Source organism: Bacillus sp. ISL-41 (genome assembly GCF_018613235.1).
GTDB lineage: Bacteria > Bacillota > Bacilli > Bacillales > Cytobacillaceae > Mesobacillus.
Genome location: NZ_JAGGQP010000041.1, coordinates 15,564 through 31,810 on the forward strand (window position 1 = coordinate 15,564; position 16,247 = coordinate 31,810).

17 protein-coding genes and 1 other annotated feature are annotated in these 16,247 nt (G+C 44.7%); of the genes, 16 read left to right on the forward strand and 1 reads right to left on the reverse strand.

From position 1 onward, the window contains the following. Positions 1 to 3: 3 nt before the first annotated feature. From J7I80_RS19955 to sigH, 4 genes are all read left to right on the forward strand, one after another. A complete protein-coding gene (locus J7I80_RS19955) occupies positions 4 to 408 on the forward strand; it encodes a Mini-ribonuclease 3 (RefSeq protein WP_214740695.1) in 405 nt (134 codons plus the stop codon). Positions 409 to 694: 286 nt separating this feature from the next. Further along, positions 695 to 1,423 carry a 23S rRNA (guanosine(2251)-2'-O)-methyltransferase RlmB gene (gene rlmB / locus J7I80_RS19960; RefSeq protein ID WP_214740772.1) on the forward strand — a complete coding sequence of 243 codons (729 nt, stop codon included), beginning with the start codon at positions 695 to 697 and terminating at the stop codon, positions 1,421 to 1,423. Between the two features lie 2 nt (positions 1,424 to 1,425). Further along, the gene (locus tag J7I80_RS19965; RefSeq protein WP_214740696.1) at positions 1,426 to 1,935 is read left to right on the forward strand and encodes an NYN domain-containing protein; all 510 of its coding nucleotides are present in this window, start codon (positions 1,426 to 1,428) and stop codon (positions 1,933 to 1,935) included. A gap of 68 nt (positions 1,936 to 2,003) precedes the next feature. Then, entirely contained in the window at positions 2,004 to 2,654 is a 651-nt protein-coding gene (sigH, locus tag J7I80_RS19970) for an RNA polymerase sporulation sigma factor SigH (RefSeq protein ID WP_214740698.1), read from the forward strand. A 144-nt stretch (positions 2,655 to 2,798) separates the two neighbouring features. Here sigH and J7I80_RS19975 read toward each other — a convergent pair whose 3' ends face one another. Beyond that, on the reverse strand, positions 2,799 to 2,978 hold the full coding sequence (locus J7I80_RS19975; protein ID WP_214740700.1) for a hypothetical protein: 180 nt from the start codon (positions 2,976 to 2,978) through the stop codon (positions 2,799 to 2,801). 158 nt (positions 2,979 to 3,136) lie between these two features. On the opposite strand from J7I80_RS19975, the gene rpmG reads away from it, so the two are divergent. The 12 genes from rpmG (at position 3,137) to rpsL (ending at position 16,221) form a co-directional block, all read left to right on the forward strand. Next, a complete protein-coding gene (gene rpmG / locus J7I80_RS19980; protein ID WP_192472790.1) occupies positions 3,137 to 3,286 on the forward strand; it encodes a 50S ribosomal protein L33 in 150 nt (49 codons plus the stop codon). A 51-nt stretch (positions 3,287 to 3,337) separates the two neighbouring features. Further along, the gene (gene secE, locus J7I80_RS19985; protein WP_041966537.1) at positions 3,338 to 3,520 is read left to right on the forward strand and encodes a preprotein translocase subunit SecE; all 183 of its coding nucleotides are present in this window, start codon (positions 3,338 to 3,340) and stop codon (positions 3,518 to 3,520) included. A 179-nt stretch (positions 3,521 to 3,699) separates the two neighbouring features. Then, complete coding sequence (nusG, locus tag J7I80_RS19990; RefSeq protein WP_214740703.1) at positions 3,700 to 4,233, forward strand: transcription termination/antitermination protein NusG; 534 nt, start codon at positions 3,700 to 3,702, stop codon at positions 4,231 to 4,233. A 172-nt stretch (positions 4,234 to 4,405) separates the two neighbouring features. Further along, positions 4,406 to 4,831, forward strand: a complete 426-nt coding sequence (rplK, locus tag J7I80_RS19995; protein WP_142999694.1) for a 50S ribosomal protein L11 — start codon at positions 4,406 to 4,408, stop codon at positions 4,829 to 4,831. A gap of 227 nt (positions 4,832 to 5,058) precedes the next feature. Next, a complete protein-coding gene (gene rplA / locus J7I80_RS20000; protein ID WP_214740705.1) occupies positions 5,059 to 5,751 on the forward strand; it encodes a 50S ribosomal protein L1 in 693 nt (230 codons plus the stop codon). 50 nt (positions 5,752 to 5,801) lie between these two features. After that, positions 5,802 to 5,938: a sequence feature (ribosomal protein L10 leader region), on the forward strand. A gap of 32 nt (positions 5,939 to 5,970) precedes the next feature. After that, the gene (gene rplJ, locus J7I80_RS20005; protein WP_214740707.1) at positions 5,971 to 6,471 is read left to right on the forward strand and encodes a 50S ribosomal protein L10; all 501 of its coding nucleotides are present in this window, start codon (positions 5,971 to 5,973) and stop codon (positions 6,469 to 6,471) included. A gap of 58 nt (positions 6,472 to 6,529) precedes the next feature. Continuing rightward, positions 6,530 to 6,892: a 50S ribosomal protein L7/L12 gene (gene rplL, locus J7I80_RS20010; protein WP_023626441.1), complete on the forward strand. Its 363-nt coding sequence runs from the start codon at positions 6,530 to 6,532 to the stop codon at positions 6,890 to 6,892. A gap of 249 nt (positions 6,893 to 7,141) precedes the next feature. Next, positions 7,142 to 7,744, forward strand: coding sequence for a class I SAM-dependent methyltransferase (locus J7I80_RS20015; RefSeq protein WP_214740709.1), 603 nt, complete (start codon positions 7,142 to 7,144; stop codon positions 7,742 to 7,744). Positions 7,745 to 7,989: 245 nt separating this feature from the next. Beyond that, positions 7,990 to 11,550: a DNA-directed RNA polymerase subunit beta gene (gene rpoB, locus J7I80_RS20020; protein WP_214740711.1), complete on the forward strand. Its 3,561-nt coding sequence runs from the start codon at positions 7,990 to 7,992 to the stop codon at positions 11,548 to 11,550. A 113-nt stretch (positions 11,551 to 11,663) separates the two neighbouring features. After that, on the forward strand, positions 11,664 to 15,266 hold the full coding sequence (gene rpoC / locus J7I80_RS20025; protein WP_214740713.1) for a DNA-directed RNA polymerase subunit beta': 3,603 nt from the start codon (positions 11,664 to 11,666) through the stop codon (positions 15,264 to 15,266). Positions 15,267 to 15,449: 183 nt separating this feature from the next. Then, a complete protein-coding gene (locus J7I80_RS20030) occupies positions 15,450 to 15,698 on the forward strand; it encodes a 50S ribosomal protein L7ae-like protein (protein WP_214740715.1) in 249 nt (82 codons plus the stop codon). 100 nt (positions 15,699 to 15,798) lie between these two features. After that, on the forward strand, positions 15,799 to 16,221 hold the full coding sequence (rpsL, locus tag J7I80_RS20035) for a 30S ribosomal protein S12 (RefSeq protein WP_023626436.1): 423 nt from the start codon (positions 15,799 to 15,801) through the stop codon (positions 16,219 to 16,221). Positions 16,222 to 16,247 lie beyond the last annotated feature (26 nt).

The window sequence follows — 16,247 nt, forward strand, 5'->3', positions numbered from 1 at the left end:
ATGATGCTGCATTACGAACAAAAAATAGATGAAAAACAGTTGAATAGCCTTGCGCTTGCTTATATGGGTGATGCCGTTTATGAACTGTATGTCCGGCATCACCTGCTGCAAAGCGGCAAGGTCCGGCCAAACAAGCTGCATAAAGAAGCAACCGCTTATGTGTCGGCGAAATCGCAGGCGAAATACCTTCATAAGCTGATGGAGCTGGACATGCTATCCGAAGCGGAGATTACGATTGTAAAAAGGGGCCGGAATGCGAAGTCAGGATCTGTCCCGAAAAACACCGATGTCCAAACATACCGTTACAGCACAGCCTTTGAGGCACTGATCGGTTATTTGTATCTGGCAGGTAATGAGAAACGGATAGAGGAACTGATTACCACAGTATTTGCACTCGCTGAAGAATAGATGGGAGGAAAGATTCCAGATGAGCCAGAAACAGCAACATAAACAGAGCCGGAACAGCAGGCCAAAATCAGTTGATGACAATAAGCGGAAACCAGCACGGAACCAGGCGGAAAGACAGGATGAAAAGCCAAAGAACAGGCCGGCGAAAGGCCAGGATCAGAAACATGAAGCAAGACAGGACCGAAAACATGAAGCAAGACGCGACCGTAAACACGAACCAAGACGTGACCAGAAATATGGACAAAAATCGGATCAACTTCGGGAACAAAATGAAAACCAGGATTATATCATTGGCAAGAATCCGGTAATCGAAGCGCTTAAGTCAGAACGTGACATCAATAAAATCCTGATTGCTGAAGGCTCCCAGAGCGGACAGATGCAGCAGGTAATCGGAATGGCGAAGGAAGCCAATGTCATCGTCCAATTCGTCCCGAAAAAGAAAATCGATCAGCTGGCCGATGGCAATCACCAGGGTGTCATCGCCCAGGTTGCAGCCTATGAATATGCGGAGATCGATGATTTGTTTGCTTTAGCAGAAAAGAAGAACGAAGCTCCTTTCTTCTTGCTTCTCGATGAAATTGAGGATCCCCACAATCTAGGCTCCATTATGAGGACAGCTGATGCATCGGGAGCACACGGGATCATCATTCCCAAGAGGCGAGCGGTTGGGCTGACAGCGACAGTAGCGAAATTATCTACAGGCGCAATCGAATATATCCCGGTTGCGAGAGTCACGAATATGGCCCAGACCATCGATGAATTGAAAGAACGCGGTGTCTGGATAGCGGGCACTGACGCTTCGGCAAAACAGGATTTTCGCCAAATGGATGGAACATTGCCTCTTGGCCTGGTGATCGGCAGCGAGGGAAAAGGCATGGGAAGGCTGATCAGGGACAAATGTGACTTTCTTTTAAGTCTTCCGATGGTTGGACATGTAACTTCGTTGAATGCATCAGTGGCCGCGGCACTCCTGATGTATGAAGTCCACCGTAAACGACAACCGCTAGGGGAATAGGAATGGATATCCTGCTTGTTGACGGCTACAACATCATCGGCGCATGGCCGGAGCTGGTCAGCTTGAAGAAGAGAGAACTTTCTGCCGCGAGGGACCGGCTGGTGGAAATCATGGCAGAGTACCAGGCGTATACCGGCTATCGCGTCATCATTGTTTTTGACGCCCATTTTGTATCAGGAACACAAAAGAAATATAAGAATTATAATGTGGAAGTAATTTTTACAAAAGAAAATGAAACGGCGGATGAACGGATTGAAAGGCTGGCGATCGACCTCAGCAACCGTAAAACGCAGATTCATGTAGCCACCTCTGACTACACCGAGCAATGGGCCATTTTTGGACAGGGAGCATTAAGGAAATCAGCAAGGGAGCTGCTTAACGAAACAAATTTAATTAGTAAAAAAATAGAAAAAAGCGTGAAAGTGATCCAGGAAAAAAAGCCAAGTGCCAAGATTCCGCTTACAAAAGAAGTGGCAGAAATTTTTGAAAAATGGCGCAGAGGGGAGCAATGACCTGTTGACGCCATAAAAACGCCTGCTGTATAATATTTCTAACTGTATGTGCGGGCGGGGGGATCGAAATGAGTACTGACATCGGGAATCGTTTAAATGACGCTTATTTGTTGCTGCAAGATGAAGAAATTGTAGAAGCAGTGCACAGAGGAGAAAGTGATGCACTTGATTTTCTGATTCATAAATACAGGAATTTTGTTCGGGCGAAGGCGCGTTCATATTTCCTAATTGGAGCAGATAAAGAGGACATCGTGCAGGAAGGAATGATCGGCTTATATAAAGCGATCCGTGATTTCCGAGAGGACAAGCTAACATCATTCAAAGCATTTGCAGAACTATGCATTACCCGTCAGATCATTACGGCCATCAAGACGGCCACAAGGCAAAAACACATCCCGCTTAACTCCTATGTTTCCCTGGACAAGCCGATTTATGATGAAGAATCGGACAGGACACTGATGGATGTTTTATCCGGAGCCAAAGTGATGGACCCCGAAGAATTATTTATTAATCAGGAAGAGTTTGACCAGATTGAAGTGAAAATGTCTGAGCTGCTGAGTGACCTTGAACGAAAAGTGCTCGCCTTATATTTGGACGGACAATCCTATCAGGAAATTTCTGAAGAGCTGAATCGCCATGTCAAGTCAATCGATAATGCGCTTCAGCGCGTGAAGCGGAAACTCGAGAGGTATCTTGAACTAAGAGAGCTGTCAGTGTAGGTTGAATTGCCAAAAAATAGCCGCAAAACTGACTTTTATTTTGTGTCAGAAATTATAAACTTTTCATTTGGATAGTTGGCCAGCTCCAGCGCCTAGCCAGTTTTCATCCCCGAATAGGCTTCTGGGAGTATCTTGCGAGAAGCGTTAGCTTTGAGCAGCTCGAGACGTTTGTCTAGTGTCGCCTCCTAGAAACTCCGAACCTTCAACTCCGCCGGCAGAAGCAAAAAGCGCTTCTTTGTCGGAGTCTCCAGTTCCTGCGTTTCTGGGCAGTCGGCTATACATTTCGATTTCGGTCCTGCCAATGAAGTCAAAGAGCGACTTCACTGTCAGGCCCTCCAACGCTTGTCGGGGCTGAACAAGGCGCTTGCGCTTTTCTATTATTGACACAAGCTATCAGCCGTGGTATCTTTTTAAAGATATAATAGATGGCGGTTTCATGGTATCAGATTGGAATCAGCCTGTTGAAGCGGGTGTAAGTGTCAATGAACAACAAAGTGACTCTTGCTTGTCAGGAATGCGGTTCCCGCAATTATTCCACACCGAGCAACAAGCAAACGCAAACAGAACGGCTGGAGCTGAAAAAGTACTGCAGCAACTGCGGTGCCCATACAGTTCATAAGGAAACGAAATAAGGTTTTCAGATAGATCATCATATGGAATTCCGATAAGTTGGAGGTTACAAAATGCAGCGCATCACTAATTTTTTCAGTGAAGTTGGACGTGAAATGAGGAAGGTCAGCTGGCCTAGACGCAAAGAACTGACTCGCTACACGATTACGGTTCTGTCTACAGTCGCTTTTGCTGCTCTATTCTTCGCAGTGTTAGACCTTGGTATTTCTGAATTGATTCGCTTAATTCTTGAATAACCACTACGCACTCATGGTATAATGGAAAATATAAACGCAGGACAAGTTTAAAAGCCCGGATAACGGGTTTTTTATTTGCTTGAAAAAATTCGCATTCAATGCCGGGGCTGCAGTTTACACATGACGGTAACGCCCGGGCGTCTGGAAATGGGGAGGGACGGACGAATTAGTCCTCGATGATGGAAAAGAATTGGTATGTAGTGCATACTTACTCAGGCTACGAGAACAAGGTCAAGACGAATCTTGAAAAGCGCGTTGAAACAATGGGCATGCAAGATAAGATTTTCCGGGTGATCGTACCTGAAGAAGAAGAAACAGATTTCAAAAATGGTAAAAAGAAAGTTGTCAAGAGAAAGACTTTCCCTGGTTATGTCCTGGTAGAATTGGTCATGACAGATGATTCCTGGTATGTTGTCCGCAATACTCCGGGTGTAACTGGATTCGTAGGCTCTGCTGGTGCAGGTTCAAAACCAACTCCGTTATTGCCTGAAGAAGCAACATTCATTCTCAAACGTATGGGTATGGCGGAGAAGAAGGTAGATATCAATTTTGAACTAGGTGAAACTGTCCAGGTCAGCGAAGGGCCGTTTGCCAACTTCACAGGCACGATTGAAGAGATCGATAAAGACAAGGCGAAGCTTAAGGTTCTTGTCAATATGTTTGGCCGCGATACTCCGGTTGAACTTGAATTTTCGCAGATTGAAAAATTATAATTTGAAATAGCTTGAAATCAACTTTAAAAAGTGTTAATATTTCATAGGTCAGTATGTCTTGGACGATTGACAGATATATGTCAAGTTCTTTATTTCATATAAAGACTTTTAAAATGAGTGGGAGGGGAAAATCCCCTATTACCAAATCACGGACTTTAAGGAGGTGTGTCTCGTGGCTAAAAAAGTAATTAAGATGGTTAAATTGCAAATCCCTGCTGGTAAAGCCAATCCGGCACCACCAGTTGGACCTGCACTAGGTCAAGCCGGTGTTAATATCATGGGATTCTGTAAGGAGTTTAACGCTCGTACAGCTGATCAAGCTGGACTAATCATTCCGGTTGAAATCACGGTTTTTGAAGACCGTTCATTTACATTTATTACGAAAACTCCTCCTGCTGCAGTTCTTTTGAAGGTAGCAGCTGGAATCCAGTCTGGTTCTGGTGAACCAAACCGTAATAAAGTAGCGACAGTCAAGCGTGAGAAAGTACGTGAGATTGCTGAACAGAAAATGCCTGACCTTAACGCAGCTAGCGTTGAAGCAGCAATGCGCATGGTTGAAGGTACTGCACGCAGCATGGGAATCAATATCGAAGACTAATTTCTGCTGCAGAGGATGAGTGGGTTGCGGAGCTGAATTAGATTTCACCCGCAACCTTTTGTCTGAAACGGCGCCTTTATGGCGCCTTCGCTTTTCGTTGTCAAGCTTAGACGTCATACGACGCCTTCGCTTTTCAACTTGTCTGGCTTTGGCACCTGACCAAGGTGCCTCCGCTTTTCAAAGTGGGAGGTTATTCCGTTAAAACCACAATACAGGAGGAAATAAAAATGGCTAAAAAAGGTAAAAAGTATCTTGAAGCTGTAAAGCTTGTAGATCGCTCTCAAGCATATACAGCTGCTGAAGCAGTTGAGCTTGCTAAAAAGACAAGCACTGTGAAATTTGACGCTACAGTTGAAGCTGCTTTCCGTTTGGGTGTAGACCCTAAGAAAGCTGACCAGCAAATCCGTGGAGCAGTTGTGCTTCCAAATGGTACTGGTAAAACTCAACGTGTTCTAGTATTCGCTAAAGGCGAAAAGTTAAAAGAAGCAGAAGCTGCTGGCGCAGACTATGTTGGCGATGCAGAATACATCACTAAGATCCAGCAAGGCTGGTTCGACTTTGATGTAATCGTAGCTACACCTGACATGATGGGTGAAGTTGGTAAGCTTGGCCGCGTATTGGGACCTAAAGGCTTAATGCCAAACCCTAAGACTGGCACAGTTACATTTGATGTAACAAAAGCAGTTAACGAAATCAAGGCTGGTAAAGTAGAATACCGCGTTGACAAGTCTGGTAACATCCATGTGCCTATCGGAAAAGTTTCTTTCGAAGACAACAAGCTTGTTGAAAACTTCAACACAATCTTCGAAACTATGATGAAGGTTAAGCCAGCTGCAGCAAAAGGAACTTACATGAAGAACGTTACGATCTCTACTACAATGGGACCTGGCGTTAAAGTAGATCCTTCAACTGTAAAATAATAGTATTTGACAATCAACGAAGGATTGGATATAATTCTTCTTGTTGTGAAAATAGAATTACATTTGTACCGCAGACAGCAGGGGCTTATTGCTTAATATCCTGCCGAGGTCATACGATAGAGCAACACACTTACTATTGTATACTTCCTCCGCGTCTGCACTGATGCGGAGGTTTTTATTTGATCGGTATAAATGCAGAAATCTACAGGAGGTGTAAGGATGAGCGCAATTATCGAAGTGAAAAAGCAAATCGTTGACGAGATTGCTGGCAAACTTAAAGAAAGCAAATCAACTATCGTTGTTGATTACCGTGGACTAACAGTTGCAGAAGTAACTGAACTTCGTAAGGAGCTTCGTGAAGCTGGTGTTGAATTCAAAGTTTACAAAAACTCTATGACACGCCGTGCTGCTGAAGCTGCTGAGCTTGCTGGCTTGAACACATCTTTAACAGGTCCTAACGCAATCGCGTTCAGTACTGAAGATGTAGTTGCACCAGCTAAGATTCTTAACGAATTCGCTAAGAAGCACGAAGCGCTTGAAATCAAGGCGGGCGTAGTTGAAGGCAACATCGTTACAGTAGAAGAAATCAAGGCACTTGCAGACCTACCGTCTCGCGAAGGTCTACTTTCTATGCTACTCAGCGTACTTCAAGCTCCAATCCGCAATCTTGCTCTTGCTACAAAAGCTGTTGCAGAACAGAAGGAAGAACAAGGCGCGTAAGTTAATTTTTACGGTTTAACAATAAAAAAACTAACCAATTTCAAGGAGGAAAATAATCATGACTCAAGAACAAATCATTGAAGCAGTTAAAAATATGACTGTTTTAGAACTTAACGATCTAGTAAAAGCAATCGAAGAAGAATTCGGCGTAACTGCTGCTGCACCAGTTGCTATGATGGGTGGAGCTGCTGGAGCTGCTGTTGAAGAACAAACTGAATTTGACGTAGTTCTTGCATCTGCTGGCGACCAGAAGATCAAGGTTATCAAAGTTGTTCGTGAAATCACTGGTCTTGGTCTTAAGGAAGCGAAAGAAGTTGTTGACAACGCTCCTAAAGCTCTTAAAGAAGGCGTTTCTAAAGAAGAAGCTGAAGAAATCAAAGCTAAGCTTGAAGAAGTTGGAGCTAACGTCGAAGTTAAGTAATCAACCTTAAAATAAAAAGCTCGCTGCTAAAGCGGGCTTTTTTTTCGCTTTATATTGTAGGTGGGTAAATGGAAGTTGCAAGATATTAACTTCCGTGGCGCTTTTAGGCGGGCAGCGCTTGTCGGGGCTGACCAAGGCGCTTCCGCTTTTCGTTTTTTGCTTTTTAATTTTAAAAAGTTTATAATACCGCAGTAGCAATGCAATCCGCGATCGCATTCTTCAAATGAATCCCCGTGGAGGTGAGAGATTTTGACTGAACATTATTACTCCCGTAAACCCAGTACTGACAGTAATCCAGTAAAATGGCAAAGTGAATTGAAGGGGAATAGCTTCCGCTTCAAGACAGACAGTGGTGTTTTTTCGAAAAAGGAAGTCGATTTTGGGTCAAGGTTGTTGATCGACACGTTCGAACTTAATAAAGCTGATGGATTGATCCTTGATGTCGGGTGCGGATATGGGCCAATCGGTCTTTCGCTGGCAAAGGCTTATCCTGATGCAATGGTCCACATGGTGGATGTCAATGAAAGAGCGATTATGCTTGCTGAGGGAAATGCGTCCGAAAATAAAGTGAATAATGTGAAAATCTATGAAAGTGACCGGCTGACTGGAGTGGAGGAAAAAGGATTCAATGCAATCCTTACGAACCCGCCGATCCGTGCCGGGAAAAAGATTGTGCATGATATTTTCGAACAAAGTTTCCTTCATTTAGCTGAAGGCGGAGAGCTTTGGGTGGTCATCCAGAAGAAGCAGGGTGCACCGTCCGCGATGGAAAAAATGAAAGAGCTTTTTGGTGAAGTTGACATTGCGGCGAAAAGTAAAGGATACTTTATTCTCAAATCTGTTAAATGTTGACGTGAGAAAACCGCTATGTTAATATTATAAAATGCCAATATATTAGTTTCCTTTTCAATTGCTATTTTCATCGAAAGTTGTATAATTTTAGGCATTAAGGGAAAACTAACAAAATAATTGTTCGTTGCAGGAAATGTGGTTTTTAGGTGAAAACCCTTTTTCTTTTTGTCTTTTGAAATGGAGGAAACTTCATGGACAAGACAGGGATAGATGAATAATAACGCTTGATTTGAGGGGTGAATCAGTTGACAGGTCAACTAGTTCAGTATGGACGACACCGCCAACGTAGAAGTTATGCTCGCATCAGTGAAGTTTTGGAATTGCCGAATTTGATTGAAATTCAAACCTCTTCCTATCAGTGGTTTCTTGATGAGGGCCTCCGTGAAATGTTCCAGGACATTTCACCGATTGAAGACTTTACTGGTAACTTATCGTTAGAGTTTATCGATTACAGTCTTGGCGAACCGAAATATCCAGTGGAAGAATCAAAAGAAAGAGACGTCACTTACTCTGCGCCATTACGAGTAAAGGTCCGCCTTGTGAATAAGGAAACAGGTGAAGTAAAGGACCAGGATGTCTTCATGGGCGATTTCCCGCTTATGACAGAAACTGGCACGTTTGTAATTAACGGTGCTGAAAGGGTTATCGTTTCCCAGTTAGTGCGTTCACCAAGTGTATACTACAGTGGAAAACTTGATAAGAACGGGAAGAAAGGGTTCACTGCGACCGTTATTCCGAACCGAGGCGCCTGGTTAGAGTATGAAACAGATGCCAAGGATGTTGTATATGTAAGGATCGATCGTACGAGGAAGCTCCCTGTTACGGTTCTTTTGCGTGCATTAGGGTTCGGTTCTGATCAAGAAATCATTGATCTGATCGGTGATAACGAATATATCCGTAATACTCTTGAAAAAGACAATACGGAAAGTACGGAAAAAGCGCTTCTGGAAATTTACGAGCGTCTCCGTCCTGGCGAACCGCCTACAGTTGACAATGCAAAAAGCTTGCTGGTTTCAAGATTCTTTGATCCAAAGCGCTATGACCTTGCAAATGTAGGGCGTTATAAAATCAACAAAAAGCTTCATATTAAAAACCGTTTATTCGGGCAAAAGCTTGCAGAAACATTAGTAGATCCTGAAACAGGAGAAATTATTGCAGAAAAAGGAGTCACTTTAGACCGCCGAACTCTGGATAAGATCATTCCTGCGCTGGAGAAGGATGTTGGCTTCAAGAATTTCAGCCCTTACGGCGGCGTGGTTGAAGAGGATGTAACTTTACAAAGCATTAAGATCTATGCTCCGAACGATGAGGGCGAAAAAGAAATCAATGTTTTAGGTAATGCCTATGTCCCTGAACCGATCAAAAACATCACGCCTGCTGATATCATTGCATCCATCAGCTACTTCTTTAACTTGCTGCATGGTGTTGGTGACACAGATGATATCGACCATTTAGGAAACAGACGCCTTCGTTCTGTAGGTGAGCTGCTGCAGAACCAATTCCGTATTGGTTTGTCCAGAATGGAGCGAGTAGTCCGTGAAAGAATGTCCATCCAGGACACAAATACGATTACACCACAACAATTAATCAATATCCGCCCGGTCATTGCGTCCATTAAAGAGTTCTTTGGAAGCTCCCAGCTTTCACAGTTCATGGACCAGACGAATCCGCTGGCTGAATTGACACATAAAAGGCGTCTATCGGCATTGGGACCTGGTGGTCTTACACGTGAACGCGCTGGCTTCGAAGTGCGTGACGTTCACTACTCCCACTACGGACGTATGTGCCCGATTGAAACGCCTGAAGGTCCAAACATCGGTTTGATCAACTCCCTTTCAAGTTTCGCGAAGGTTAACCGTTTCGGTTTCATCGAGACACCATACCGCCGTGTAGACCCTGAAACAGGAAAAGTGACAAGCCATTTCGATTACTTAACAGCTGATGAAGAAGATAACTATGTAGTTGCACAGGCGAATGCCCGCCTTGCAGAAGATGGTTCTTTCATTGATGATGAAGTAATTGCCCGTTTCCGCGGTGAAAACACTGTTGTTAAGCGTGACCGCGTCGATTATATGGACGTATCACCTAAGCAGGTTGTATCCGCAGCGACTGCGTGTATCCCATTCTTGGAAAACGATGACTCCAACCGTGCGCTAATGGGTGCGAACATGCAAAGGCAGGCTGTTCCGTTAATGCAGCCGGAAGCACCAATCGTAGGTACGGGAATGGAGCACGTGAACGCAAAGGATTCCGGTGCTGCAGTAATCTGTAAGCATGAAGGAATTGTAGAACACGTTGAAGCGCGTCAAGTATGGGTACGCCGTGTTACTGAAGTAGACGGCCAGGAAGTTAAGGGTGACCTTGATAAATACCGCATGCTTAAGTTCATTCGTTCCAATCAGGGTACTTGTTATAACCAGCGCCCAATCGTAAGCCTTGGTGACCGTGTAGTTAAAGGAGAAATCCTTGCTGACGGACCATCAATGGAAAAAGGTGAACTGGCACTAGGACGTAACGTTCTTGTCGGGTTCATGACATGGAATGGCTATAACTATGAAGATGCCATCATCATGAGTGAGCGCCTTGTTAAAGATGATGTTTATACATCAATCCATATAGAAGAATACGAATCAGAGTCCCGAGATACTAAGCTTGGACCTGAAGAAATCACACGCGATATCCCTAACGTCGGGGAAGATGCATTGAGAAACCTTGACGAGCGCGGAATCATCCGTGTCGGTGCCGAAGTGAAAGATGGAGATCTTCTGGTAGGTAAGGTAACACCTAAAGGGGTTACTGAATTGACTGCGGAAGAACGTCTCCTTCACGCGATCTTCGGTGAAAAAGCTAGGGAAGTACGCGATACTTCATTGCGCGTTCCACACGGCGGCGGCGGGATTGTCCTTGACGTCAAAGTGTTCAACCGTGAAGATGGCGACGAGCTTCCTCCTGGAGTGAACCAGCTGGTCCGTGCTTATATCGTTCAGAAGCGTAAGATTTCTGAAGGTGATAAGATGGCGGGACGCCACGGTAACAAAGGGGTTATCTCGAAAATCCTTCCGGAAGAGGATATGCCTTTCCTGCCGGACGGAACACCAGTCGATATCATGCTTAACCCACTAGGGGTACCATCACGTATGAACATCGGTCAGGTTCTTGAGCTTCACCTTGGTATGGCAGCGCGCTACCTTGGAATCCATGTTGCTTCACCGGTATTCGATGGTGCTCGCGAGGAAGATGTATGGTCAACAATCCAGGAAGCTGGTATGGCCAGAGATGCGAAAACAGTCCTATATGATGGACGTACAGGTGAACCATTCGATAACCGTGTTTCTGTCGGTGTCATGTACATGATCAAGCTTGCTCACATGGTAGACGATAAGCTTCATGCTCGTTCTACTGGACCATACTCACTTGTTACGCAGCAGCCACTTGGCGGTAAAGCTCAGTTCGGCGGACAGCGTTTCGGGGAGATGGAGGTTTGGGCGCTTGAAGCATATGGCGCTGCTTACACATTGCAGGAAATCTTAACCGTCAAGTCCGATGATGTTGTTGGACGTGTTAAAACATATGAAGCAATTGTAAAAGGTGAAAACGTACCAGAACCAGGCGTTCCTGAATCATTCAAGGTATTGATGAAAGAACTTCAGAGTCTTGGTATGGACGTCAAGATCCTATCAGGCGATGAAAAAGAAATAGAAATGCGCGATTTTGATGATGAAGAAGAATTGCAGCATGCAGAAACTTTGACAATTGCTCCTGAAGCAGAAGAAATGGATTCAGAAAAAGTAGGAATGAAAGAATAGGTCCATCTAATTGGCACACGTGTACAAACAGTTGAATAACAGTATTGTCCACGTGTGTTCCTTTTTGGGTGGCCATAAGGGTAAAACCCTAGATTAAAAGGGAGGTAGGCCCCTTGCTAGATGTTAATAATTTTGAGTACATGAAAATTGGCCTCGCTTCACCAGACAAGATCCGTTCATGGTCTTTCGGTGAGGTTAAAAAGCCGGAAACAATCAACTATCGTACTTTGAAACCAGAAAAAGACGGCTTATTCTGTGAGCGTATCTTCGGACCGACGAAGGACTGGGAATGTCACTGCGGAAAGTACAAAAGAGTTCGCTACAAAGGCGTAGTCTGTGACCGATGCGGTGTTGAAGTAACACGCGCAAAAGTCCGTCGTGAAAGAATGGGACACATCGAGCTTGCAGCTCCTGTTTCTCACATCTGGTATTTCAAAGGTATTCCTAGCCGTATGGGACTTATCCTAGATATGTCTCCGCGCGCACTTGAAGAGGTTATTTACTTTGCTTCTTACGTAGTTACGGAAACTGGCGACACTGCCCTTGAGAAGAAGCAGTTGCTGTCAGAAAAAGAATACCGCGCTTATCGTGAAAAATACGGCAACAAATTCCAGGCGGCAATGGGAGCAGAAGCAATCAAAAAGCTGCTTTCAGATATCGACCTTGATAAAGAAGCCGACATGCTGAAGGAAGAATTAAGAACAGCACAAGGCCAGCGTCGTACTCGTGCGATCAAGCGTCTTGAAGTAGTTGAAGCGTTCCGTGGTTCAGGCAATGAGCCATCTTGGATGATCCTTGATGTCCTCCCTGTCATCCCGCCGGAACTTCGCCCGATGGTACAGCTTGATGGAGGTCGATTCGCAACTTCCGACCTGAACGATTTATACCGCCGAGTAATCAACCGTAACAACCGTCTTAAACGTCTTCTTGATCTTGGTGCACCTAGTATCATTGTTCAGAACGAAAAGCGTATGCTTCAGGAAGCTGTTGACGCGTTGATCGATAACGGCCGCCGCGGCCGTCCGGTAACAGGACCAGGTAACCGTCCGTTGAAGTCCCTGTCCCATATGCTAAAGGGAAAGCAGGGTCGTTTCCGTCAAAACCTTCTTGGTAAGCGTGTTGACTACTCTGGCCGTTCTGTTATCGTCGTAGGTCCTAACTTGCACATGTACCAGTGTGGTCTACCTAAAGAAATGGCACTTGAGCTGTTCAAGCCATTCGTAATGAAAGAATTAGTGCAAAAAGGCCTAGCGCACAACATTAAGTCTGCTAAACGTAAAATTGAGCGCGTTAGCCCTGAGGTTTGGGATGTCCTAGAAGATGTAATCAAAGAGCATCCAGTATTGCTTAACCGTGCCCCAACTCTTCATAGATTGGGAATCCAGGCGTTTGAGCCAACGTTAGTTGAAGGACGCGCAATCCGTCTTCACCCGCTAGTATGTACAGCTTATAACGCTGACTTCGACGGTGACCAGATGGCAGTCCACGTGCCACTTTCTGCTGAAGCACAGGCAGAAGCACGTCTATTGATGCTTGCTGCTCAGAACATCCTGAACCCTAAGGATGGAAAGCCAGTTGTTACTCCTTCCCAGGACATGGTTTTAGGTAACTACTACCTGACTTTGGAAAGAGAGGGTGCAGTTGGCGAAGGTATGGTGTTCAAGGATACAAATGAAGCGTTGATCGCATACCAGAATGGCTACGTACATCTTCATACTCGTATTGCTGTTGCCGCATCATCACTTGGCAACCAGACATTCACTGAAGAGCAAAATGGCCAGCTCTTGATCACGACAGTTGGGAAGCTGATTTTCAATGAAATCCTTCCAGCGTCATTCCCTTATATCAATGAGCCTTCCAAGCAAAATCTTGAGGAGAAAACTCCAGAAATATATTTTGTTGAAAAAGGCGCGGATATCAAGGAAGTTATCAAGAGCATGAAATTGGTTGATCCGTTCAAGAAGAAAATTCTTGGAAACATCATTGCTGAAGTGTTCAAGAAGTTCAAAATCACAGAAACATCAAAAATGCTTGACCGTATGAAGGGTCTTGGCTTCACATACTCGACAAAAGCGGGTATTACGGTAGGTGTGGCTGATATCGTGGTTCTTAAAGAGAAACAGGAAATCATTTCAGAAGCACAAACAAAGGTAGATAATGTTCTTAAGCAGTTCAGACGCGGTTTGATTACCGAGGACGAGCGTTATGATCGCGTTATTTCTATCTGGAGCCAGGCGAAGGATAATATCCAGGCTAAGCTGATGAAATCACTAGATAATTCAAACCCTATCTTCATGATGAGTGACTCAGGTGCCCGTGGTAACGCGTCAAACTTCACGCAGCTTGCTGGTATGCGTGGTCTAATGGCCAACCCGGCTGGACGAATCATCGAGTTGCCGATCAAGTCGAGTTTCCGTGAAGGTCTGACAGTATTAGAGTACTTTATCTCCACTCACGGTGCTCGTAAAGGTCTTGCCGATACAGCACTTAAGACTGCTGACTCAGGTTACTTGACTCGCCGTCTCGTAGACGTAGCACAGGATGTTATCGTTCGCGAAGACGATTGCGGTACAGACAGAGGATTATTTATCAAATCACTTAAAGATGGTACTGAAGTAATCGAACCTCTAGATGAGCGTTTAATTGGCCGTTATGCAAGAAAGGCAATCAAGCATCCTGAAACAAAGGCTGTGATTGTACCTGAAAACGGATTGATTACAGAAGACCTGACTGTTGAAGTAGTAGAAGCAGGGATCGAAGAAGTATGGATCCGCTCTGCATTCACATGTAATACACGCCACGGCGTATGTAAGAAGTGTTACGGACGCAACCTTGCGACTGGTCAAGAAGTCGAAGTGGGCGAAGCAGTCGGTATCATCGCTGCCCAGTCAATCGGTGAGCCAGGTACACAGCTTACAATGCGTACATTCCACACAGGCGGTGTTGCAGGAGACGATATCACACAAGGTCTTCCGCGTATCCAGGAATTGTTCGAAGCACGTAATCCTAAAGGGCAGGCTGTTATCTCTGAATTGGAAGGTGTCGTAGTCGGCATCAACGAAGGAAAAGATCGTCAGCAGGAAATCGTCATTCAGGGTGAAATCGAAAGCCGCACATACAATGCGCCATATACAGCACGCCTAAAGGTTGCTATAAATGACCATGTAGAACGCGGTCAAGAACTCACGGAAGGTTCGATCGACCCTAAGGAACTTTTAAGAGTCAAAGACGTTCAATCTGTGCAAGAATACTTATTGAAAGAAGTTCAAAAAGTATACCGTATGCAGGGTGTTGAAATCGGCGACAAGCACGTTGAAGTAATGGTGCGTCAGATGATGCGCAAGATCAGGGTTATCGACGCTGGTGAAACAGATGTACTGCCAGGCACATTGCTTGAAATCCATCAGTTCACTGACGCTAACCGCAAAGCACTTCTTGAAGGCAAAATGCCGGCAACAGGACGTCCAGTACTGCTTGGAATCACAAAAGCATCACTTGAGACGGATTCATTCCTGTCTGCAGCATCCTTCCAGGAAACAACAAGAGTGCTTACAGATGCAGCGATCAAAGGCAAGCGCGATGAGCTTCTCGGCCTGAAGGAAAATGTTATCATCGGTAAACTTGTTCCTGCTGGAACTGGTATGCAGCGCTACAGAAGAGCTGAACCAATTTCTATGGAAGAAGAAAATGCTGAAGATGCAATCACTGTAGAATAAAATAAGGAGTGCGGCGCTCTCTGCTACGGCAGAAAGTGCCGCCTTTTTAAAGAAAAAAAGAATGGATCTATGAATAAAAACAACAATCTAGCGAAAAAAGTTTTCTAATGTTGTTGACATCCCTTGCACTAGATGTTAATATTTCAAAGGTGCTCCTATTTACTGGTTACTTTGGAGGATATCATGTCTTATGAAAAAGTAGCTCAGGCTAAAAAGATTATAGTAGGATCAAAGCAAACAGTGAAAGCACTGAAGGCTGGCGAAGTAATCGAACTGGTCATTGCGAAGGATGCTGACATGAAAGTGACAGCGAATCTATTGCAGACTGCCAGGGACATGAACACCGCCATCACCTATGTCGACTCTATGAAAAAATTAGGGAAGGCATGCGGGATTGCCGTAGGAGCTTCAGCTGTAGCGATAACCAAGTGAAAACTGTTTTTGCAGTGGACTGCAAGAACTTTGTTTTTTGTAAAAAAATGAACCACCTGGATGTGTGGGCTTACAAAAATGTGAAGGGAGGAAAATGATCATGCCTACTATTAACCAATTAGTGCGCAAGCCACGTAGCTCTAAAGAGGAGAAGTCAAAATCTCCAGCACTTAATAAAGGTTACAACAGCTTCAAGAAAGCTCAAACTAACGTTTCATCTCCACAAAAGCGTGGTGTATGTACTCGTGTTGGTACTATGACTCCTAAGAAGCCGAACTCCGCGTTGCGTAAATACGCTCGTGTACGTTTGACTAACGGAATCGAGGTAACAGCTTATATCCCTGGTATCGGGCACAACCTTCAAGAGCACAGTGTTGTTCTTATCCGTGGAGGACGTGTAAAAGACTTACCGGGTGTACGTTACCACATCGTTCGTGGTGCTCTTGATACTGCTGGAGTAAACAATCGTATGCAGGGCCGTTCTAAGTACGGTACTAAGAGACCAAAAGCAGCAAAGAAATAATAAACAAAACTAATTAGCCTTTTTGA

Excerpts from the sequence above, each read along its gene's own strand:
- J7I80_RS19965 (WP_214740696.1), top strand. The coding sequence starts at position 1,426 with ATGGATATCCTGCTTGTTGACGGCTACAACATCATCGGCGCATGGCCG.
- rpmG (WP_192472790.1), top strand. The coding sequence starts at position 3,137 with ATGAACAACAAAGTGACTCTTGCTTGTCAGGAATGCGGTTCCCGCAAT.
- sigH (WP_214740698.1), top strand. The coding sequence starts at position 2,004 with ATGAGTACTGACATCGGGAATCGTTTAAATGACGCTTATTTGTTGCTG.
- nusG (WP_214740703.1), top strand. The coding sequence starts at position 3,700 with ATGGAAAAGAATTGGTATGTAGTGCATACTTACTCAGGCTACGAGAAC.
- J7I80_RS20030 (WP_214740715.1), top strand. The coding sequence starts at position 15,450 with ATGTCTTATGAAAAAGTAGCTCAGGCTAAAAAGATTATAGTAGGATCA.
- secE (WP_041966537.1), top strand. The coding sequence starts at position 3,338 with ATGCAGCGCATCACTAATTTTTTCAGTGAAGTTGGACGTGAAATGAGG.
- rplL (WP_023626441.1), top strand. The coding sequence starts at position 6,530 with ATGACTCAAGAACAAATCATTGAAGCAGTTAAAAATATGACTGTTTTA.
- J7I80_RS19955 (WP_214740695.1), top strand. The coding sequence starts at position 4 with ATGCTGCATTACGAACAAAAAATAGATGAAAAACAGTTGAATAGCCTT.
- rplA (WP_214740705.1), top strand. The coding sequence starts at position 5,059 with ATGGCTAAAAAAGGTAAAAAGTATCTTGAAGCTGTAAAGCTTGTAGAT.
- rplJ (WP_214740707.1), top strand. The coding sequence starts at position 5,971 with ATGAGCGCAATTATCGAAGTGAAAAAGCAAATCGTTGACGAGATTGCT.
- rpsL (WP_023626436.1), top strand. The coding sequence starts at position 15,799 with ATGCCTACTATTAACCAATTAGTGCGCAAGCCACGTAGCTCTAAAGAG.